The 21,185-nt window shown below is 57.7% G+C and carries 22 protein-coding genes; 16 read left to right on the plus strand and 6 right to left on the minus strand.

Annotation, left to right across the window (positions count from 1 at the left end; translation table 11 throughout):
* Positions 1-31 precede the first annotated feature (31 nt).
* Positions 32-832: a glucosamine-6-phosphate deaminase gene (nagB, locus tag FT726_RS03525; protein ID WP_031279884.1), complete on the minus strand. Its 801-nt coding sequence runs from the start codon at positions 830-832 to the stop codon at positions 32-34.
* A gap of 343 nt (positions 833-1,175) precedes the next feature.
* Between nagB and nagE the strand changes: the two genes are divergently transcribed.
* The 3 genes from nagE (at position 1,176) to FT726_RS03540 (ending at position 5,660) form a co-directional block, all read left to right on the plus strand.
* The gene (nagE, locus tag FT726_RS03530; protein ID WP_031279883.1) at positions 1,176-3,209 is read left to right on the plus strand and encodes an N-acetylglucosamine-specific PTS transporter subunit IIBC; all 2,034 of its coding nucleotides are present in this window, start codon (positions 1,176-1,178) and stop codon (positions 3,207-3,209) included.
* Between the two features lie 151 nt (positions 3,210-3,360).
* Positions 3,361-5,028 carry a glutamine--tRNA ligase gene (gene glnS, locus FT726_RS03535; RefSeq protein WP_346302403.1) on the plus strand — a complete coding sequence of 556 codons (1,668 nt, stop codon included), beginning with the start codon at positions 3,361-3,363 and terminating at the stop codon, positions 5,026-5,028.
* A 236-nt stretch (positions 5,029-5,264) separates the two neighbouring features.
* Positions 5,265-5,660, plus strand: a complete 396-nt coding sequence (locus tag FT726_RS03540) for a hypothetical protein (protein WP_021508559.1) — start codon at positions 5,265-5,267, stop codon at positions 5,658-5,660.
* A 61-nt stretch (positions 5,661-5,721) separates the two neighbouring features.
* Here FT726_RS03540 and fur read toward each other — a convergent pair whose 3' ends face one another.
* The 4 genes from fur to ybfF all read right to left on the minus strand — a co-directional run bounded on the left by fur (position 5,722) and on the right by ybfF (position 8,401).
* Positions 5,722-6,171, minus strand: coding sequence for a ferric iron uptake transcriptional regulator (gene fur / locus FT726_RS03545; protein WP_021508558.1), 450 nt, complete (start codon positions 6,169-6,171; stop codon positions 5,722-5,724).
* A gap of 352 nt (positions 6,172-6,523) precedes the next feature.
* Complete coding sequence (gene fldA, locus FT726_RS03550; protein ID WP_021508557.1) at positions 6,524-7,054, minus strand: flavodoxin FldA; 531 nt, start codon at positions 7,052-7,054, stop codon at positions 6,524-6,526.
* A 137-nt stretch (positions 7,055-7,191) separates the two neighbouring features.
* Positions 7,192-7,467 carry a LexA regulated protein gene (gene ybfE, locus FT726_RS03555; RefSeq protein ID WP_010616122.1) on the minus strand — a complete coding sequence of 92 codons (276 nt, stop codon included), beginning with the start codon at positions 7,465-7,467 and terminating at the stop codon, positions 7,192-7,194.
* A 169-nt stretch (positions 7,468-7,636) separates the two neighbouring features.
* Entirely contained in the window at positions 7,637-8,401 is a 765-nt protein-coding gene (gene ybfF / locus FT726_RS03560) for an esterase (RefSeq protein WP_021508556.1), read from the minus strand.
* Between the two features lie 248 nt (positions 8,402-8,649).
* Between ybfF and seqA the strand changes: the two genes are divergently transcribed.
* The gene (gene seqA / locus FT726_RS03565; RefSeq protein WP_010616121.1) at positions 8,650-9,189 is read left to right on the plus strand and encodes a replication initiation negative regulator SeqA; all 540 of its coding nucleotides are present in this window, start codon (positions 8,650-8,652) and stop codon (positions 9,187-9,189) included.
* A 25-nt stretch (positions 9,190-9,214) separates the two neighbouring features.
* Complete coding sequence (pgm, locus tag FT726_RS03570; RefSeq protein ID WP_288422800.1) at positions 9,215-10,855, plus strand: phosphoglucomutase (alpha-D-glucose-1,6-bisphosphate-dependent); 1,641 nt, start codon at positions 9,215-9,217, stop codon at positions 10,853-10,855.
* Positions 10,856-10,897: 42 nt separating this feature from the next.
* Here pgm and kdpE read toward each other — a convergent pair whose 3' ends face one another.
* The gene (kdpE, locus tag FT726_RS03575) at positions 10,898-11,572 is read right to left on the minus strand and encodes a two-component system response regulator KdpE (protein ID WP_021508554.1); all 675 of its coding nucleotides are present in this window, start codon (positions 11,570-11,572) and stop codon (positions 10,898-10,900) included.
* Between the two features lie 246 nt (positions 11,573-11,818).
* Here kdpE and FT726_RS03580 point away from each other — a divergent pair, with 246 nt between their 5' ends.
* From FT726_RS03580 to nei, 11 genes are all read left to right on the plus strand, one after another.
* A complete protein-coding gene (locus FT726_RS03580) occupies positions 11,819-12,019 on the plus strand; it encodes a YbfA family protein (RefSeq protein ID WP_288422798.1) in 201 nt (66 codons plus the stop codon).
* Positions 12,020-12,170: 151 nt separating this feature from the next.
* Positions 12,171-13,127, plus strand: coding sequence for a 2-thiouracil desulfurase family protein (locus FT726_RS03585; RefSeq protein WP_288422796.1), 957 nt, complete (start codon positions 12,171-12,173; stop codon positions 13,125-13,127).
* A 12-nt stretch (positions 13,128-13,139) separates the two neighbouring features.
* Positions 13,140-14,567 (plus strand): deoxyribodipyrimidine photo-lyase, encoded by a 1,428-nt coding sequence (gene phrB, locus FT726_RS03590; protein WP_346302404.1) that lies wholly within the window; start codon positions 13,140-13,142, stop codon positions 14,565-14,567.
* Positions 14,568-14,585: 18 nt separating this feature from the next.
* On the plus strand, positions 14,586-15,329 hold the full coding sequence (locus FT726_RS03595; RefSeq protein ID WP_282996274.1) for a type 2 GTP cyclohydrolase I: 744 nt from the start codon (positions 14,586-14,588) through the stop codon (positions 15,327-15,329).
* 161 nt (positions 15,330-15,490) lie between these two features.
* Complete coding sequence (pxpB, locus tag FT726_RS03600) at positions 15,491-16,147, plus strand: 5-oxoprolinase subunit PxpB (protein ID WP_021508549.1); 657 nt, start codon at positions 15,491-15,493, stop codon at positions 16,145-16,147.
* Positions 16,141-17,079, plus strand: a complete 939-nt coding sequence (gene pxpC, locus FT726_RS03605) for a 5-oxoprolinase subunit PxpC (protein ID WP_288422790.1) — start codon at positions 16,141-16,143, stop codon at positions 17,077-17,079. Before pxpB ends, pxpC begins: the two co-directional genes overlap by 7 nt.
* Positions 17,063-17,800 carry a 5-oxoprolinase subunit PxpA gene (pxpA, locus tag FT726_RS03610; protein ID WP_058775285.1) on the plus strand — a complete coding sequence of 246 codons (738 nt, stop codon included), beginning with the start codon at positions 17,063-17,065 and terminating at the stop codon, positions 17,798-17,800. Before pxpC ends, pxpA begins: the two co-directional genes overlap by 17 nt.
* A 57-nt stretch (positions 17,801-17,857) precedes the next feature.
* Positions 17,858-18,586 carry a DUF969 domain-containing protein gene (locus FT726_RS03615; RefSeq protein WP_021508546.1) on the plus strand — a complete coding sequence of 243 codons (729 nt, stop codon included), beginning with the start codon at positions 17,858-17,860 and terminating at the stop codon, positions 18,584-18,586.
* Positions 18,586-19,602 carry a DUF979 domain-containing protein gene (locus tag FT726_RS03620; RefSeq protein WP_346302405.1) on the plus strand — a complete coding sequence of 339 codons (1,017 nt, stop codon included), beginning with the start codon at positions 18,586-18,588 and terminating at the stop codon, positions 19,600-19,602. The genes FT726_RS03615 and FT726_RS03620 overlap by 1 nt, the downstream gene beginning before the upstream one ends.
* Positions 19,603-19,609: 7 nt before the next feature.
* Positions 19,610-20,257 (plus strand): pyroglutamyl-peptidase I, encoded by a 648-nt coding sequence (gene pcp / locus FT726_RS03625; protein WP_288422786.1) that lies wholly within the window; start codon positions 19,610-19,612, stop codon positions 20,255-20,257.
* A gap of 12 nt (positions 20,258-20,269) precedes the next feature.
* Entirely contained in the window at positions 20,270-21,058 is a 789-nt protein-coding gene (gene nei / locus FT726_RS03630; protein ID WP_282996276.1) for an endonuclease VIII, read from the plus strand.
* Positions 21,059-21,185: the final 127 nt, after the last annotated feature.

Consider the following 21,185-nt stretch of genomic DNA (forward strand, 5'->3'; position numbering starts at 1 on the left):
CGCTTAACAGCAGGCTTTCTACAACGTGTTGTTACACACCCTTCATATTTTCCGCTTCCATTTCGCGGAAATATTTCACGGTTTTCACTTTCAGTTCCATGGTGGCTGGCTCATCACACACCACCACCGCTTTCGGGTGCAGCTGCAGGCAGCTGATGGTCCACATGTGGTTGACGTTACCTTCTACCGCCGCCTGCAGCGCCTGGGCTTTGACGTGGCCGGTCACCAGAATCATCACTTCTTCCGCATCCAGCAGCGTGCCGACGCCCACGGTCAGGGCATATTTAGGCACCTGATCAACATCGCCGTCGAAGAAACGCGAGTTCGCCACACGGGTGTCGTGCGTCAGGGTTTTAATGCGGGTGCGGGAAGAGAGCGAAGAAGCCGGTTCGTTGAACGCAATGTGGCCATCGTTGCCGACGCCGCCCATAAACAGGTGGATTTTACCCAGTGCGCGGATCTTCTCTTCGTATTGGCGACATTCTGCGTCAATATCTTCGGCATTGCCATTCAGAAGATTGATATTTTCTGGTTGAATATCAACGTGATCGAAAAAGTTACGGTACATAAAGCTGTGATAGCTTTCCGGATGCTCTTTCGGCAGACCGACATACTCATCCATATTGAAGGTGATCACGTGTTTGAAACTAACCTGGCCCGCTTTATGCATCTCGATCAGGTGCTTGTAGGCTTCCAGCGGCGTACCGCCGGTTGGCAGTCCCAGCACAAAGGGACGGTCTGCGCTGGGTTTAAAGGCATTGATGCGATTAACGATATGGCGTGCAGCCCATTTACCCACCTGGGTCGGTGTGGCCAAAGGGATCAGTCTCATGTCTTCACCTCAGTTAAGATTGGAAAGTTAGGGTCGCGTTTACTGCTGCAGCTGGCTGCTTATAGGGTAACCCGTTTGCGCGCTCGCGGCGTTGGAAAAGTGCGACCTGATATTTTTCATCATAAAATAAGTTTGTGGTGGTGGCTAGCATTTCGCAGTGAAAAACGTCCATTTTGGTGATTAAAGTCACAGTTACACTGGTTTTAATTTGCGAGGCGAATTAATTTATCTTTACACTGCGCCACGTGGTGAAGTGTGTCATCAAGGTACCGGGTGCCGGGATAATAAAATCAACCCGCATCACGGCAAAACGCCAGTCTCATAGGGGGAGAATAAGGTGAGTATTTTAGGATATCTGCAAAAGGTCGGCCGCGCGCTTATGGTGCCGGTAGCGACCCTGCCGGCAGCGGCAATCCTGATGGGGGTAGGTTACTGGATCGATCCTGACAGCTGGGGCGCAGGCAATGCGCTGGCAGCACTGCTGATCAAATCGGGTTCTGCCATCATCGACAACATGTCCGTGCTGTTCGCCATTGGTGTGGCTTACGGCATGTCAAAAGATAAAGACGGTGCAGCGGCATTAACCGGCTTTGTAGGTTTCCTCGTGGTTACTACCCTGTGTTCACCCGCCGCGGTGGCCATGATTCAGAAAATGCCGGTGGAGCAGGTTCCTGCCGCCTTCGGTAAAATCAATAACCAGTTTGTCGGCATCCTGGTGGGCATTCTCTCGGCGGAAGTCTATAACCGCTTTAGCCACGTTGAGCTGCCTAAGGCGCTGTCGTTCTTCAGCGGTCGCCGTCTGGTTCCTATCCTGGTTTCCTTCCTGATGATTGTGGTCGCCTTTATCCTGATGTACGTCTGGCCGATCATTTTCGGCGGTCTGGTGAGCTTTGGTGAGCACATTCAGAAACTGGGCTCGGTCGGTGCGGGCGTGTACGCCTTCTTTAACCGTCTGCTGATTCCGGTTGGCCTGCACCACGCGCTGAACTCGGTGTTCTGGTTCGATGTGGCGGGCATCAACGACATTCCGAAATTCCTTGGCGGCGCGCAGTCTATCGCCAACGGTACCGGCATCCCGGGTATCACCGGTCGCTATCAGGCGGGCTTCTTCCCGATCATGATGTTCGGTCTGCCGGGTGCGGCGCTGGCAATCTATCACTGCTCACGTCCGGAAAACCGCGCTAAAGTCGGTGGTATCATGCTGGCAGCGGCATTCGCCGCTTTCTTCACCGGCATCACCGAGCCGCTGGAATTCTCCTTCATGTTCGTGGCGCCAGTGCTGTATGTAATCCACGCCGTGCTGACCGGTATTTCGGTCTTCATCGCTGCCAGCATGCACTGGATTGCCGGTTTCGGTTTCAGTGCCGGTCTGGTGGACATGGTGCTGTCGACGCGTAACCCGCTGGCTGTGCACTGGTGGATGCTGATCCCGCAGGGTCTGGTGTTCTTCGTCATCTACTATGTGGTGTTCCGCTTCACCATTCAGAAATTCAACCTGCTGACGCCGGGCCGCGAGCTGGCTGCCGGTGATGAGACAGACGGCTACGACGTCAACGTTGATCACAGCAGCAACGGTGAGAGCGAAACCGAATCACTGGCGCGTCGCTATATCGGTGCGATAGGCGGTTCTGACAACCTGACCAACATCGACGCCTGCATCACCCGTCTGCGTCTGAATGTGAAAGACTCTGCGCAGGTGAATGAGAGTGTAGCTAAACGCCTCGGTGCTTCTGGCGTGATCCGCCTTAACAAGCAGAGCGTGCAGATCATTGTTGGTACGCAAGCCGAAAGCATTGCGACCGCGATGAAAACCGTACTGAGTAAAGGCCCGGTGGCCGGCGCAGCTGCGCCAGCAGCGGCAACAACCGCTGCGCCTGCTGCTGCTCAGCCCCAGGCCGTGCGCAACAGCGAGAAAAAGGTGATTGCAACGCTGCTGGCACCGGTCAGTGGCGAAGTGGTAGCGCTGGAAAACGTGCCGGATGAAGCTTTCGCCAGCAAAGCGGTAGGCGATGGCCTGGCGATCAAACCGAGCGATAAAACTGTCGTCGCGCCGGTGGCGGGTACCGTGGTGAAAATCTTCAACACCAACCATGCATTCTGCCTTGAAGCCGAAAATGGCGTCGAGATTGTCGTGCACATGGGGCTCGACACCGTCGCGCTGGAAGGTAAAGGGTTTACCCGTCTGGTGGAAGAGGGCGCAACCGTCACAGCGGGTCAGCCGATCCTCGAAATGGATCTGGACTTCCTCAACGCCAATGCGCGTTCGATGATCAGCCCGGTGGTGGTCAGCAACAGCGATGATTTCGCTGGTCTGAATCTGCTGGCAGGCGGTACCGTGGTGGCAGGCGTTACGCCGCTGTATGAAGTGAAAAATTAACACGTTTTGATCGTCACTGAAGGCAGGAAGCAATTCCTGCCTTTTTTGTTTTAAAACGACCAACAAACGGTTGTTTCCCTTCAGCGCTTTGTGGATCATACTCCGTTACTTCGTGGTACAAATCACCCGCTATTGTTTTGAGGATTTTGAGATGAGTGAGGCTGAAGCCCGCCCAACGAACTTTATTCGTCAGATCATCGACGAAGATTTGGCGAGCGGTAAGCACAACAGTGTGCATACCCGTTTCCCGCCTGAGCCCAATGGTTACCTGCATATTGGCCATGCAAAATCGATCTGCCTGAACTTTGGTATCGCACAAGATTATCAGGGGCAGTGCAACCTGCGTTTCGACGACACCAATCCGGTCAAAGAGGATATGGAGTTCGTTGAATCGATCAAGAATGATGTGCAATGGCTGGGCTTTGAGTGGAGCGGCAACATTCGTTACTCCTCTGACTACTTTGACCAACTGTTCAACTACGCGGTTGAGCTGATCAACAAAGGCCTGGCCTACGTTGATGAGCTGTCGCCAGAGCAGATCCGTGAATATCGCGGCACGCTAACCGCGCCGGGCAAAAACAGCCCGTATCGCGATCGCAGCGTGGAAGAGAACCTGGCGCTGTTCCAGAAGATGCGTGATGGCGGCTTCGAAGAGGGCAAAGCCTGTCTGCGTGCCAAAATCGACATGGCATCCAGCTTTATTGTGATGCGCGATCCGGTGCTGTACCGCATTAAATATGCCGAACACCACCAGACTGGCAACAAGTGGTGCATCTATCCGATGTACGACTTTACCCACTGCATCTCCGATGCGCTGGAAGGCATCACCCATTCCCTGTGTACGCTGGAGTTCCAGGACAACCGTCGTCTCTACGACTGGGTGCTGGATAACATCACCATTCCGGTGCATCCGCGTCAGTACGAGTTTTCGCGCCTGAATCTGGAATATGCGGTGATGTCGAAGCGTAAGCTGACGCAGCTGGTGAGCGAGAAGATTGTTGAAGGCTGGGACGATCCGCGCATGCTGACCGTATCCGGTCTGCGCCGTCGTGGCTATAGCGCGGCGTCAATCCGCGAATTCTGCCGCCGTATCGGTGTGACCAAGCAGGACAACATTGTTGAGATGGCGTCGCTGGAGTCGTGCATTCGTGACGACCTCAACGAGAACGCGCCGCGCGCTATGGCGGTGCTGGATCCGCTGAAAGTGGTGATCGAGAACCTGCCGGCCGGGCATGAAGAAATCATCAGCATGCCGAACCATCCGAACAAACCGGAGATGGGCACGCGTGAGGTGCCGTTCAGCCGTGAGGTGTGGATCGATCGTGCCGACTTCCGTGAAGAGGCCAACAAGCAGTACAAGCGTCTGGTGCTGGGTAAAGAAGTTCGTCTGCGCAACGCTTACGTCATTCGTGCCGAGCGCGTGGCGAAAGATGAAGCCGGCAACATCACCTGCATCTACGCTACCTGCGATGTCGACACCCTGAGCAAAGATCCGGCCGATGGCCGCAAGGTGAAAGGCGTTATCCATTGGGTGTCGGCGATTCACGCGCTGCCTGCCGAATTCCGCCTGTACGATCGTCTGTTCAGCGTGCCAAATCCGGGCGCGGCCGAGGATTTCCTCACCACCATTAACCCGAACTCGCTGGAGATCAAACAGGGCTTCGTTGAGCCGGGTCTGCGTGCCGCCAGCGCGCTGGCGCCGTATCAGTTTGAGCGCGAAGGTTACTTCTGCGCTGACAGCGTGTACTCGCAGCCGTCGAAACTGGTGTTCAACCGCACTGTGGGTCTGCGTGATACCTGGGCAAAAATCGGCGAATAATTTTACTGCTTGATAGCACGATATGATCAGCAAAGGGCGAGCAATCGCCCTTTTTTATTGCCCGTTATCTGCAAACGGGAATCGATTATGCTGAACCAGACAAAAAACAGTAATTACGCGCGATTACGACTAATCTGACTTTAATAAAATTAACTAATTTACCCGTGTGAAATCGTTATTTTCAGGTAGGCTATGCGCTCTTAAATGTTGCTGTGCGGGTTAGCGAAGGAAGAAAAATGACAAGTCTCGCTCTGGAAGCCAAACATAGCGTGGTGGTTTTACATCAGCTTATCGAACGTATTTTTAATCAGGCCGAAGGCAGCGATGACAGTATGGATCTGCTGCTGTCGCACTTTCATCCCGACTTCAAAATGGTGACGCCGCAAGGCAAACAGCTCGATCTTAATGACACTGAAACCCTGTTTCGCAAACTGCACGGGCAGCGGGAAGGGATGCGAATCGCCACCAGTGAGCATGCCATCATTTCCCAGCAGCAGCAGGAAGTGACCATTCAGTATCACGAACTGCAAATGCTTAACGGCAACAACCAGACCCGCATTTCGCTGGCGGTGCTGGACTGCAGCACGCCGGTTCCGCGCTGGCGCTATTTGCAGGAAACGCTGGTCGCCTGAACGCAGCCATAAAAAAACCGGTGCCTGGCACCGGTTTTTTTATACTGCATAGCATATTCAATTACTGATCGTGGAGCGTCTCGTCTTCGCGGCAGTCTCCCAGCGCACAGTGGCCGTACAGATACAGGCTGTGGTTGCTGAGTTTGATACCGTGGCGTGTTGCAATCTCACGCTGACGCGTTTCGATAGATTCATCGCTAAACTCGATCACTTTGCCGCAGTCGAGGCAAATCAGGTGATCGTGGTGATGCTGCTGGGTCAGTTCGAACACGGATTTCCCGCCTTCGAAGTTATGACGCGTCACGATGCCGGCGTCGTCAAACTGGTTCAGAACACGGTATACCGTCGCCAGACCAATCTCTTCGCCCATGTCGATCAGGCGTTTGTACAAATCTTCCGCACTGACATGATGGGACTCGGGTCCGGGTCCCTGAAGCACTTCCAGAATCTTCAGTCTGGGCAGCGTGACTTTCAGGCCAGCCTTTTTCAATGCGGAGTTGTTGTCAGTCATGCGGATATTGTCCTGTTACTTTGCTAGTCACTTACGGCGCAAAGGCCTTGAATGTGTGGTCAACGCGCATTCTCATTTGCGTCTCATTATAGAGCTCAGCCTGCGAAATGAAAACCGGCTGCGGCGGACAATTCCCCGGATGCTGTAAGGAGAAATGTCGTGAGCCTCAGCGGGATCGTGCAGATCGATGTTCCTTTTCGCGCAGTCTCAGTCTGATGCCCGAGGAATAAGCAGATGACCGTTGCGGGTATTCTACAGAATTGAGGGAAAAAGTTAAAAAACCGTAGCTATTATTTTTATAGGTAATTCCATTGCCCGATGTGAGCCAGCGCCCACATCGGACAGGAAAGCATCAGGCTTCGATGATCGCCTGCAGCTGCAGCTCATCAAAGATCTGCTTAACCCATTTGTCGACGCGCTCGTTAGTCAGTTCAGGCTGACGATCTTCATCGATGGCGAGGCCGAGGAAGTGTTTGTCGTCTGCCAGACCTTTAGAGGCTTCGAAGTGGTAACCTTCGGTTGGCCAGTGGCCCACAATCACTGCGCCGTTTGGCTCAATGATGTCGCGAATGGTGCCCATCGCGTCACAGAAGTACTCGGCATAATCTTCCTGATCGCCGCAGCCAAACAGCGCTACCAGCTTACCGTTGAAATCAATCTCTTCCAGCGTCGGGAAGAAGTCATCCCAGTCGCACTGGGCTTCACCGTAGTACCAGGTCGGAATACCCAGCAGCAGAATATCGAATGCTTCGAGATCTTCTTTGGTGCTCTTAGCAATGTCATGCACTTCGGCGACATCTTTACCCAGTTGTTTCTGGATCATTTTTGCAATGTTTTCAGTGTTGCCGGTATCGCTGCCGAAGAAAATGCCTACGATTGCCATGGAGTGAGTAACCTCTTAAATCCTGATTGTGAAAGTAAGTCAGAAGACGACACAGTTATGCGAATGATAGCAGACCGGCGAAAAGCGCGGAATGTGTAAAGCGCTGAGTTTGTGTTCCAGCGTGCGGTCTGCGCACGTTACGCCAGTTTAAGCTGCGCCAGCAGCATTTGTTCAATCAGTTCACTGCGGCTGATGTTCTGCTGCTCGGCCAGCGTATTAAGCGCGTCGACCGCTTCGCTGGACATTTTCAGCTCAACGCGGCGCAGGCCGCGCACCCGGTCGCGCTTCAGCTGGTTGCGCTTATTAATGCGCAGCTGCTCATCACGCGACAGCGGACTGGTTTTAGGGCGACCGGGACGCCGCTCGTCTGCGAAGAGATCGAGCGTGGTACGATCTGTCTGTTCTTTTGCCATGGTTTGTGAAACTGCGTGGGCGCGAACGGCGGAAAGGCGCTGCGCGATTTAAACATTTATCGGCCCGACCGCGGCGAAAAAAGCATCCGCGGCAAATTTTTAGCGCGACATCATACTCCAGCGCCCGGCGCGACGCCAACCCTAAACCGCCCGTAGCAAGCTTTTGCTTTTACAGGTTAAAAAAGCGGCGCACCGCGCGCAGCACGGCATCGGGTTTTTCGGCATGCACCCAGTGGCCGGCACCGCTGATAATGTGCGCCTGCGCCTGCGGGAACTGGCGCAGCAGCGCATCACGGTGCTGATTGTCCAGATAGGGTGAATCACCGCCGCGAATAAACAGCGCCGGATGAGGCCACGCGGGCACCTCCTGCCAGCCGGAGAGCACCGGATAATTGTCCCACAACACCGGCACGTTAAAGCGCCATTCGCCTTCATGGAAAGATTTCAGAATGAACTGAATCACGCCTTCTTCGCGCACGTGCTCACGCATCACGTCGGCCGCAGCGCTGCGGCGCGTGACGCCAGCTGCGCTGACCGCGCGGATCGCCGCGAAGATCTCATCGTGGCGTCGCGTCTGGTAATCCACCGGCGCGATATCAATCAGCACCATTTTGCCAATCCGTTCGGGCGCAACGGCGCTCAGCGCCATGGCAATTTTGCCGCCCATTGAGTGGCCGATAACATCGACCCGTTCGATGTGGTGCGCGTCCAGCGTATCGACCATATCCTGCGCCAGCGCAGCGTAGTGCATCTCTTCGCTGCGCGGAGACAGGCCGTGGTTACGGACATCCACCTGCAGCGTGGGCCGTGCATCGCGCACGCCGCGCGCCAGTACGCCGAGGTTATCCAGGCTACCAAACAGGCCATGAATTAACAGAATGGGCTGGGCATCAGGGGCAGATTGTTCAGTTTGCAGACGGGCGTTCAAAATCATGGCTAAAGTTCTTTCGGTTGAGACCTGGGCTTAGGGTATCATGGATTCACCTGTCCCGGCGCCAGGCGGTCAGGCATTAGGGCATATTCCGACTTTTGCCCGTAAACGATGCCAGCGCTACCGGCTGTCGCGGATTTAACTTTATAATCCTTATGTTAGAGCCCGCTCACATTTTGCACGACCGGATTTTGTTAAGGCCTTTGCAAAGTAGCGTGGTTCTGCCATTTGCCAGAATCGCACGGAAAAAGATGAAAACGATTGAAGTTGACGAAGAACTCTACCGTTATATTGCCAGCCACACGCAGCACATTGGTGAAAGCGCCTCGGACATTTTGCGCCGTATGCTGAAATTCACTGCCGGCCAGAGCGCATCCGCTGCGCCAGCGGCGAATGCGGCGGTAAAAGAAGCACCGGCTGCACGCAGCGAAGCGCGACCTCAGGATCGCGTGCGCGCCGTGCGTGAGCTGCTGCTGTCTGACGAGTATGCGGAGCAGAAGAAAGCGGTTAATCGCTTCATGCTGATCCTGTCAACGCTTTATCGTCTTGATCCGGCAGCCTTTGCTGATGCCACTGCCTCGCTGCAGGGCCGCACCCGCGTCTACTTTGCGGGTGACGAGCACACGCTGCTGCAAAATGGCACCCATACTAAGCCGAAGCACGTCCCCGGCACGCCGTACTGGGTGATCACCAATACCAATACAGGTCGTAAATGCAGCATGGTGGAACACATCATGCTTGCCATGCAGTTCCCGCAGGAACTGGCAGAGAAAGTTTGCGGCACCATTTAAACCGAAGCGTCAGGGAGAAGCGCCAATGGCCAATCACCCCCGTGCCGGGCAACCTGCCCAGCAGAGCGATTTGATTAACGTTGCACAATTAACCTCGCAGTACTACGTCCTGAAGCCGGATGCGGCGAACCCGGACCATGCGGTGAAATTTGGCACCTCCGGCCACCGCGGCAGCGCGGGACGTCATAGCTTCAATGAAGTACACATTCTGGCGATTGCGCAGGCGATCGCTGAAGAGCGTAAAAAGAACGGCATCACCGGCCCGTGCTACGTAGGTAAAGACACCCATGCGCTGTCTGAGCCGGCAATCCTGTCAGTGCTGGAAGTGCTGGCCGCCAACGGCGTTGATGTGATTGTGCAGCAGGACAACGGCTATACGCCGACGCCGGCGATCTCCAACGCCATTCTGGAGCACAACAAGCGCGGCGGCGCGCAGGCGGACGGTATCGTGATTACCCCGTCGCACAACCCGCCGGAAGACGGCGGCATCAAGTACAATCCGCCGAACGGTGGACCGGCTGACACCAACGTCACCAAAGTGGTGGAAGATCGTGCGAATCAGCTGATCAAAGGTGAGCTGAAAGAGGTTAAGCGTCTGGCGCTGGCTCAGGCGTGGGCCAGTGGCCACATCGTTGAGCAGGATCTGATCCAGCCATACGTTGAAGGTCTGGCGCAGGTGATTGACTTCCCGGCGATCCAGAAAGCCGGCCTGAAAATCGGTGTCGATCCGCTCGGCGGTTCCGGCATGGCCTACTGGCAGCGCATTGCTGAGCACTACCAGCTGGATCTGACCATCGTCAATGATGCCATCGACCAGACGTTCCGCTTCATGCATCTGGATAAAGATGGCGTGGTGCGCATGGACTGTTCGTCCGAGTGCGCGATGGCCGGTCTGCTGGCGTATAAAGACAAGTTCGATCTGGCCTTCGGTAACGATCCGGATTACGACCGTCACGGCATCGTCACGCCCGCCGGTCTGATGAACCCGAACCACTATCTGGCGGTAGCGATCAACTACCTGTTCCAGCACCGTCCGCAGTGGGGCAAAGAGGTGGCCGTCGGTAAAACGCTGGTTTCCAGCGCGATGATTGACCGCGTGGTGAACGACATTGGTCGCAAGCTGGTGGAAGTACCGGTCGGCTTCAAATGGTTCGTGGATGGTCTGTTCGACGGCAGCTTTGGCTTTGGCGGCGAAGAGAGCGCCGGCGCCTCGTTCCTGCGTTTCGACGGCTCCGCCTGGTCAACAGACAAAGACGGCATCATCCTGTGTCTGCTGGCGGCGGAAATCACTGCGGTTACCGGTAAGAACCCGCAGCAGCACTATGATGAGCTGGCCGCGCGTTTTGGTGCGCCAAGCTACAACCGTCTGCAGGCACCTGCCACTTCTGCGCAGAAAGCGGCACTGTCGAAGCTGTCACCTGAAATGGTCAGCGCCGATACGCTGGCGGGCGACCCGATCACCGCACGTCTGACCGCGGCACCGGGCAACGGCGCCTCGATTGGTGGTCTGAAAGTGATGACTGAAAACGGCTGGTTCGCGGCACGTCCGTCCGGCACGGAAGACGCCTACAAAATCTATTGTGAAAGCTTCCTCGGCGCTGAGCATCGCCAGCAGATCGAGAAAGAAGCGGTAGAAATTGTCAGCGAAGTGCTGAAAAACGCCTGACAGGGCATCCTGCATGAAGAAGGCCGCGTTTGCGGCCTTTTTTTATGGCATGAAGCGATAGCCGATGCCGGTTTCTGTCAGCAGGTGCGTCGGCTGGGTGGGATTGGCTTCCAGCTTTTGCCGCAGGTGTCCCATATAGATGCGCAGATAATGGCTGTGTTCCACGGCGTTGGGCCCCCACACCTGGTTAAGCAACTGGCGCTGGGTCAGCACTTTGCCAGCGTTATTCAGCAGCAGGCTGAGCAGGCGAAATTCGGTCGGTGTCAGATGCACCTCTTCGCCGCTGCGCAGCACGCGCCGCGCGGCGAGATCAACGCTCACTTCGCCAAACTGCACCAGCGGCTCCGGCTGGCTGCGCTGATGACGACGCAGCGCCACGCGCACGCGCGCCAGCAGTTCGCCGATGCCAAACGGCTTAGTGAGATAGTCGTCAGCGCCGGCATCCAGCGCCTCTATTTTATCCTGCTCGTCACTGCGTGCTGACAGCACAATTACCGGCATGCTGCTCCACTGCCGCACTTCGCGGATGAAGGCATTGCCATCGCCGTCCGGTAAACCGAGATCGAGAATCACCAAATCCGGTTTGCGCGTAGCCGCTTCAATCAGGCCGCGCTGCAACTGCTCCGCTTCCACAATCTTCAGGCCTTCGCTCTCCAGCGCCAGGCGCACGAAACGGCGAATCTCCTTTTCATCTTCGACAATCAAGATGGTCGTCACGCTGACTCCTGCGGCAAATAAGGTTAACGCATTACTTTAACAATAAACCGCGACGGCGTCCGTCACGATCTCAGTAACTCGCTGTGATCCAAAATTTTACAAAAATGTAACTTCCTTTCATCCCGGCCAGGAAATGGCTGAAAAAAGATCAAAATAGTGGTCGGATGAGTAGTAAAATTACACAACCAGGCGTAATATCTGAGGCAGATCACATTTCATAGCAAAATTTACCACGAGGAGGCATTGATGTATCAGGCATATCCACTCGCCAAAATTGTGCTGCGCCGTGTGCTGGTGGTATTGATTGGCGTACTGGCGCTGCCAGTGATGCTGTTACGCCAGGATCGCGCGCGCTTCTACAGTTATCTGCACCGCATGTGGTGCAAAACCAGCACCAAACCAGTCTGGCTGGCGCAATCGGAAGCGGCAGGCGGTATCTACTGGTAACGCCCGGCTTCGCGGTGATAACCCGGTGACCTCGCTCGAGGCACCGGGTTTTTTTATCTTAAAGTGGTGCGACAAACGCATTGTCCCGCTGTTATCTCGCGGCATTTCAGCTACACTTAAACCTCTACAAGATTTTGGAGGTTGTACAAGTATGAGCGAGAAAATTCCTGTAGGTATCAGTGCCTGCCTGCTCGGGGATAGCGTCCGATTCGATGGCGGCCACAAGCGTTTTGCCTTTGCAACTGACGAGCTCGCGCCATTTGTGCGCTTCGAACCTGTCTGCCCGGAAATGGCCATCGGTCTGCCGACGCCGCGCCCGGCGCTGCGGCTGGTCAAACAGAGCGACGATCAGATCCACCTGTGTTTCAGTAAAGACGGCGGGGAAGAGCTGACCGACGACATGGCCCGCTGGTCTGCGGAGCGCGTCAAATCGCTGCACCATCTGTGCGGCTACATCCTGTGTGCCAAATCGCCGAGCTGCGGACTGGAGCGCGTGCGCGTCTACGAGCCTGACACTAACAACAATCGCAAAGCCGGCACCGGCGTGTTCACCTCGTTCCTGCAGAAAGAGCTACCGTGGCTGCCGCTGGAAGAGGATGGACGCCTGCACGATGACGCGATCCGCGAAAACTTTATGGGGCGCGTCTATGCGCTGCATGAGTTTAACGATATGTGGCGCAGTGGGCTGACGCGCCACAAGCTGATTGCCTTCCACAGTCGCTACAAACTACTGCTGCTGTCGCATGCGCAGGATGAGTACCGCGAGATGGGGCGGTTTGTCGCGGCGATGGAACAGTGGGAGTCACTGGATGCGTACGCCTTTGAATACCGTAACCGTCTGATGCACCTGATGTCGCACCAGGCGTCGCGCCGTAATCACACCAATGTGCTGATGCACGTACAGGGCTATTTTCGGCCGAAGCTGAGTTCACCGCAGCGTCAGGAGCTGGCGCAGCTGATCGACCGCTACCGTCGCGGTGTGCAGCCGTTGCTGGCCCCCATCACCATGCTGAAACATTACATGGCAGAGTTCCCGCACCCGTGGCTGGCGCAGCAGCGTTATTTCGATCCCTACCCGGAAGCGCTGCGTCTGCGCTACGGCCAGTAAACACGGAGCGTTATGAGCACTCACTTAGTCTGGCTGCGTAACGATTTGCGCATGAATGATAACAGCGCACTGGCCGCGGCCTGCCGCGACAGTCAGGCCGAGGTGCTGGCGCTGTTCATCGCCACGCCCGGCCAGTGGCAGCAACACAGCATGGCCCCCAAACAGGCGGCTTTTATCCATCAAAACCTGTGCCTGCTGCAGCAGTCGCTGGCAGAACGCGGTATCAAGCTGCACTTTCATCAGTGCGATGACTTCGCTGCGTCGGTCGACTATCTGGCGACCTTCTGCCAGCAGCACAAGGTGGATGCGCTGTTTTACAACTATCAGTATGAAATCAATGAGCGCCAGCGCGACGCTGCGGTTGAGAAGCAGCTCGATCAGCAGGGCGTGGTGTGCCAGGGGTTCGATGACAGCCTGCTGTTACCGCCGGGCAGCGTACAGACCGGCAGCAACAGCATGTTCAAAGTGTTCACGCCGTTCAGCAAAGCGTTTATCCGGCGTCTGCAACAGGGGCTGCCAGAGTGCCATCACGCACCGAAAGCGCGCGCCGGGGCACCCGTGGCCGCCGGCAAAAAAATAGCGGCATTCGATTATCCTGTGGAAGAATTCGACGAAACCTGGTTTCCTGCCGGAGAAGAGGCGGCGCTGAAGCAGCTGCGCCAGTTTGCCCAGCAGCGGGTGGAAAAATATGACCAGCAGCGCGACATACCGGCGATTGACGGCACCAGCCGCCTGTCGCCATATCTGGCGATTGGTGTGCTGTCGCCGCGTCAGTGCCTGCATCGCATTCTGAAGGAGCATCCGCAGGCGCTGAACAACGGCAGCGCGCTGGTGTGGCTCAATGAACTGGTCTGGCGCGAATTTTATCGTCACCTGATGGTGGCCTTTCCGGCGCTGTGTAAGCATCAGCCGTTTGTCGACTGGACGCGCAACGTCAGCTGGCAACAGAATGAGCAACACCTTACCGCCTGGCAGCAGGGCAAAACCGGTTATCCGATTGTTGACGCAGCGATGCGCCAGCTCAAAACGCTGGGCTGGATGCACAATCGGTTACGCATGATCACCGCCAGCTTCCTGGTGAAAGATCTGCTGATTGACTGGCGCGAGGGTGAACGCTATTTCATGCAGCAGCTGATTGACGGCGATCTGGCGGCCAATAACGGTGGCTGGCAGTGGGCCGCGTCGACCGGCACCGACGCCGCGCCTTACTTCCGCATCTTCAACCCAACGACCCAGGGCGAGCGCTTTGATAAGCAGGGCGAGTTTATCCGCCGGTGGCTGCCGGAGCTGCAAGACGTACCGGACAGCGCCATCCATCAGCCGCACGCCTGGGCGGAGAAAAATAACAAGAAACTCGATTATCCGGCGCCAATCGTGGAACATAAGGCGGCACGTAAAAAGACACTAGACGCCTTCGAGCGCGCGCGCAGCGCAGCCTGAGGCGGTCACGGAGCCGTTATGAACAATTTCGAGTTAGAACACATCGTCAATCAGCAACTCAACACCAGTGCCTTCAGCGACTATGCGCCCAACGGTTTGCAGGTTGAGGGGCGTGAGCAGGTGCGCCGTGTAATCACCGGCGTGACGGCCTGTCAGGCGCTGCTGGATGAGGCGGTAAAACGCCAGGCCGATGCGATACTGGTGCATCATGGCTACTTCTGGAAGAGCGAAGCGCCGGTGATTAAAGGGATGAAACGCCAGCGTCTGCGCACGCTGCTGGCCAATGACATCAACCTGTACGGCTGGCACCTGCCGCTCGATGCTCACCCACAGTTGGGCAACAACGCCCAGCTGGCCACGCTGTTTGATATCGACGTCAAAGGTGAAATCCAGCCGCTGGTGCCCTGGGGCGAGCTGGCTGAGCCGCTAAGCGGTCCGGCGCTGGCGGAAAAAATCGCGGCGCGCCTTGGACGCCAGCCGCTGCACTGCGGTGATAATGCTCCGGCGCTGATTCGCCGGGTGGCATGGTGCAGCGGTGGCGGCCAGGGCTTTATCGATGCGGCCGCCGCCTTTGGCGTCGACGCCTTTATCAGCGGTGAAGTCTCTGAGCAGACCATTCACAGCGCCCGTGAACAGGGGCTGCATTTCTTTGCTGCCGGCCATCACGCCACCGAACGCGGCGGCATTAAAGCGCTCGGTGAGTGGCTAGCCAGCCAGCATGGTCTGGATGTGACCTTTATCGATATCGACAACCCCGCCTGACCGCTTCGCTTATGCGCCCGGAAAACACGTGCCGGGCGCAAATCAGTTGACACATCTCCTTCACTTTCGCATAACTTATTGACTTTTCGCATAAGCGAATGCCCTCAGGCGCGCCGTCACTGCGGTCACGGCGCGTTTTATTAATGACCGGGAGGTGGGTTTTGCAACGAGCACGTTGTTATCTGCTGGGTGAGCGGGCGGTGGTACTGGAGCTGGAACCGCCGGTTTCGCTCGTCAGCCAGCAGCGCATCTGGGGATTGTGCCAGCGGCTGCAGCAGAATGAGCAGATCGCGGAAGTGATTCCGGGCATGAATAACCTGACGCTGCTGCTGCGCGATCCGCAGCTGAAAGCGCTGGATGCTATCGAGCGTTTGCAGCGCTGGTGGGAAGAGAGCGAGGTGCTGCTGGCCGAGCCGCGTCAGGTTGAGATTCCGGTGGTGTATGGCGGCGCGGGCGGTCCGGATCTGGCGGAGGTCGCCCGTGCGGCGGATCTGACCTCGCAACAGGTGGTGGAGCTGCACAGCAGCGCGGATTACGTGGTCTATTTCATTGGCTTTCAGCCGGGTTTCCCTTATCTCGGTGGGCTGGATGAGCGGCTGCACACGCCGCGTCGCGCCGAGCCCCGGCTGGTGGTGCCTGGCGGTTCGGTGGGCATTGGCGGCAGCCAGACCGGTATCTATCCGCTGGCTGCGCCCGGTGGCTGGCAGTTGATTGGTCACACGCCGCTTAGCCTGTTCGATCCACAACAGCAGCCGCCGACGCTACTGCGTCCCGGCGACAGCGTCCGCTTCGTGCCACAACGGGAGGGCGTATGTTAAACATTTTGCGTGCCGGATTAATGACCTCGGTGCAGGATCGCGGCCGCCACGGCTGGCGGCAATACGGCATCAGCCTGAGCGGTGCACTGGATGAGCCTTCAATGCGCACGGCCAATATGCTGGTCGGCAATGCGGAAAACAGCGCGGTGCTGGAGATTGTGCTCGGCCAGTTTAAAGCGGAGTTTCGTCGCGACGGCTGGTTTGCGCTGACCGGTGCCAGCTGCAGCGCCGAACTGGATGGCCAGCCGGTGTGGACCGGCTGGCGTCTGCCGGTGAAAAAAGGCCAGGTGCTGAGTCTGTCCATGCCTACGCGCGGTATGCGCAGCTATCTGGCGGTGAATGGCGGTTTTGCCATCGACGCCATGCTGGGCTCGTACAGCACCGATCTCAAAGCGGCCTTTGGTGGCTGGCAGGGACGTAAACTGCAGGATGGCGATCAGCTGCCGCTGGGCAAGCCGACGCGCCGCTTCAGCCATCAGGCTGGCGTACGGCAGCTGCTGTGGGGCAACCGCATCCGCGCACTGCCGGGGCCGGAGTACAACGAATTTACCCACGACGCGCAGGACGCATTCTGGCGTAACCCGTGGCAGCTCAGCCCGCAAAGTAACCGCATGGGCTACCGGCTGCAGGGCAGTCCGCTGCAGCGCAGTGTCGCACGTGAACTGCTGTCGCACGGCCTGGTGCCGGGTGTGGTGCAGGTGCCGCCGAACGGCCAGCCGATTGTGCTGATGGCCGATGCGCAAACCACCGGCGGCTATCCGCGTATTGCCTGCGTCATCGAAGCCGATCTCTATCAGCTGGCGCAGATTCGTCTGGGAGAACCGATTCACTTCATCCGCTGCACGCTGGAGGAGGCGCTGCTGGCCAAACAGCAGCAGCAACGTTCGCTTGATCAGATAGCCTGGGGGCTTGCTCATGAAGATCGATCTTAACGCCGACCTCGGTGAAGGCAGTGCCAGCGATCGGGCCCTGCTGGAACTGGTGAGCTCGGCCAACATCGCCTGCGGTTTCCATGCCGGCGATGCCGAAACCATGCTGCAGTCGGTGCGCTGGGCCAGCGCCAACGGCGTGGCGATTGGTGCGCATCCGAGCTTTCCCGACCGGGAAAATTTTGGCCGGACCGCCATGCAGCTGCCACCGGAAACCGTCTACGCGCAGGTGATCTACCAGATTGGTGCCCTGAAAAGCCTTGCCGAAAGTGAAGGCGCGAAGCTGGTGCACGTGAAGCCGCACGGCATGCTGTATAACCAGGCGGCGGCGGATGCAGCGCTGGCGGATGCGATTGCGCGCGCGGTGAAAGCCGTCGATCCGGCGCTGATTCTGGTTGGCCTGGCGGGCAGCGCCTCAATTGCCGCCGCCGCGCATCATGGTCTGCGCACGCGCGAAGAAGTGTTTGCTGACCGCGGCTATCTGGCCAGTGGCGCGCTGGTGCCGCGCAGCCAGCCGGGGGCGTTAATCGAAGAGGCTGAGCAGGCGCTGACGCAGACGCTCACCATGGTGCAGCAGCGTCAGGTGCGCAGCGTCAGCGGCGAATGGGTGGCGGTGAACGCGCAGACGGTCTGTCTGCACGGCGATGGCGCCCATGCGCTGGAATTTGCCCGCACGCTGCGCGCCGCTTTTGCGACAAATCAGATTGCTGTCACCAGCGCCTGATCATTGACTGTTAGCCCGGCCTGTTGCCGGGCTTTTTATTTCTGACGAGGGGAAAACATGGATAACGTGGTCAATCTCTGGCCGTTACTCGGCATTGCCGCGATTGTGCTCGGCTTTGTGCTGCGCTTCAACCCGGTGCTGGTGGTGATTGTTGCCGGTTTTGTCACCGGGCTGGCGGCGCATATGCCGCTCGGCGATATTCTGGAGAAGCTCGGTTCCGGCTTTCTCAATACCCGTAATCTGCCGCTGATCCTGCTGTTACCGCTGGCGGTCATCGGATTGCTGGAGCGCCACGGTTTGAAAGAGCGTGCGCAGACGTGGATCGCCCGGATCAAAACTGCCACCGCCGGCCGTTTACTGATCGTCTATCTGTTTGTGCGTGAACTGACTGCGGCGCTGGGACTGACCAGCCTGGGCGGGCATCCGCAGATGGTGCGTCCGCTGCTGGCGCCGATGGCCGAAGGTGCCACTGAAAACCGTTACGGCAGCGTATCACCGGAGATTCGTCAGCGGCTGCGCGCCATGTCGGCGGCCACCGATAACGTCGGGCTGTTCTTCGGTGAAGACATTTTCGTGGCCTTCGGCGCGATCATTTTTATGCACAATTTTATGCAGGAGTCGGCGGGCATCAGCACCGAACCGTTGCACATCGCGCTGTGGGGCATTCCGACGGCGCTGTGTGCGTTCCTGATTCATGCTGCGCGACTGGTGCGGCTCGACCGTCAGCTGTCGCGTGAGCTGGGCGCGCTCAACCAGCAGGCGCTGCGCGCAAAAGGAGGCGAGTGATGTTTCAGCAACAGTTTCTGATGTGGCTGGCCGGGGCGATCCTGCTGATTGTCGCGCTGCTGTCATGGCGCGATAGCGCCAACCCGCGCCGTTTTACCACCGGTTTATTCTGGGCGCTGTACGGTCTGATTTTCCAGATTGGCGACGGTGCTTATCAACTGATGGGGCAGTGGGCCGGTGATGCGGAGCTGGGACGTCGCTGGTTGCATATTGCCGTGGGCGCGGCGGTGGTGGTCATGGCGCTGATTGCCGGGTTCGGCGGCGTGCGCCTCGGTCGCTACCATCAGCGCAGCGATGAACAGAAGCAGCAGAGCGCGCAGCGTCTCGGCAACAAGCTGTTTCTGCCGGCGCTGGCGATCCCGCTGGTGACGGTGATTGGCGTGCTGGCGTTCAATCATATTCCCGGTCTGCAGGAGAAGGTATTTGGCCCGGGCAATCATTCGACGCTGGTCACGCTGTTTTCGATGATGATTGGCTGCGTGCTGGGCTGGCTGATCGCGCTGAAGTTTACCCATGAGAAGCCGCTGCAGTCGATGCAGGAGACGCGGCGTTTGCTGGATGCGGTGGGCTGGGCGTTTATTTTGCCGCAGATTCTCGCCACGCTTGGCCTGCTGTTTACCAGCGCTGGCGTCGGCACGGCGATTTCGCATCTGACCGAACACTATCTGGCGGTGGATAACCGGCTGATTGCGGTCGCGGTATATGCGCTGGGCATGGCGTTGCTGACCATGGTGATGGGCAATGCGTTTGCGGCGTTCCCGATTGTCACCGCCGGCATCGGTATTCCGATTCTGGTGCTGCAGCACGGCGGCAATCCGGCGGTGATGGCGGCGATCGGCATGTTCTGCGGCTACTGCGGCACGCTGATGACGCCGATGGCTGCCAACTTCAATATTGTTCCGGCACGTTTACTGGAGCTGCCGGACCGTAACGCGGTGATCAAGGCTCAGGTGCCAACCGGTGTGCTACTGTTACTGGTAAATATTTTCCTGCTTTATTTCCTGATGTTCCTGTGAGGTTGCGATGAAAACGGTGTTAATGACGGCGTTCGAGCCGTTTGGCGGCGAGCGCATTAATCCGTCGTGGGAAGCGGTGCGCAGCTTTGATGGTCGGGAGTTCGGCGGCGCGCGGATTGTGGTGCGCCAGCTGCCGGTGGTATTCGCCCGCTGCGGCCAGGTGCTGACCGCTGCGCTGGAAGAGCTGCAGCCGCACCGCGTGCTGTGCGTCGGCCAGGCTGGCGGGCGCAGCGATATCAGCGTAGAGCGCGTGGCGATTAATGTGAACGATGCGCGCATTCCGGATAACGACCAGCAGCAGCCGGTCGATCAGCCGATTGTCGCGGGGGGACCGGCGGCCTATTTTTCCACGCTGCCGATCAAAGCGATGGTCGCGGCACTGCGCGAAGTGGGGATTCCGGCTTCGGTGTCGCAAACCGCCGGGACGTTTACCTGTAATAACGTCATGTATCACCTGCTGCACTGGCTGCAGACCACAGGCAGCGCAGCACGCGGCGGTTTCGTGCATATTCCTTATATGCCGCAGCAGGCGGCGCAGCAGCCTGGGGCACCAAGTATGTCGACCGCCAGTGTGATTCAGGCGCTGGAAACGTCGCTGCAGGTGATTCTCAGCACAGAGAAAGACATTCGCGAAGTGGGCGGCGCAACCCATTAATCAGGAGCGGTTATGCCAGAGGGACCGGAGATCCGCCGCGCGGCGGATCAACTTGCAGCGGCAATGGTGGGCAAGCCTTTGACCGAGGTGTGGTTTGCTTTTCCGGCGCTGAAGACCTACGAACCGGCGCTGATGGGGGAAACCATCGACGCCTTTGAAACGCGCGGCAAGGCACTGCTGACACACTTCTCCAACGGACTGACGCTGTACAGCCATAATCAGCTGTACGGCGTGTGGCGTGTGGTGCCGAGCGGGACTGAGCCCAATACTTCGCGCCAGCTGCGCGTGCGGCTGGGTAATGCCGACCGGGCAATTTTGCTGTATAGCGCTTCGGATATTGAGCTGCTGAACGCAGATACGCTTGGCGCGCATCCGTTTTTGCAACGCGTCGGACCGGACGTGCTGGACGCTACGCTGACGGTGGAAGAGGTGCGCGAGCGGCTGCTGTCGCCGCGTTTTCGTCGCCGCCAGTTCAGCGGTTTGCTGCTGGATCAGGCATTTCTCGCCGGGCTCGGCAACTATCTGCGCGTCGAGATTTTGTGGCACGCCAGTTTGCTGGCGCAGCATCGTGCACAGGATTTGAGCGATCAGCAGCTGGATGCGCTGAGCCACGCCATGCTGGCGGTGCCGCGTTTGTCTTATCAGATGCGTGGCAGCATGAAGAAGTATCACGAAGAGGCAGCGTTTCGTTTCGAGGTGTTTCACCGCCAGGGCAAAAAGTGCCGGCGCTGCGGTACCGTCATTGAGAAGGGCGTACTGTCCTCACGACCGTTTTACTGGTGTCCGGGCTGTCAGCATTGAGTTTTGGTCATCAATAGAAGAGGCGCGGGACAGGCCATCCCCGCATCGTCTTCCGGCAAACTGCACCAGAGCTAATGCACTGACTGGCTGAACCCCGTGACAGGCAATCCGCAGCGCTGAACAGCAT

It is taken from the genome of Pantoea sp. Morm, from assembly GCF_016643525.1.
Lineage (GTDB): Bacteria > Pseudomonadota > Gammaproteobacteria > Enterobacterales > Enterobacteriaceae > Pantoea > Pantoea dispersa.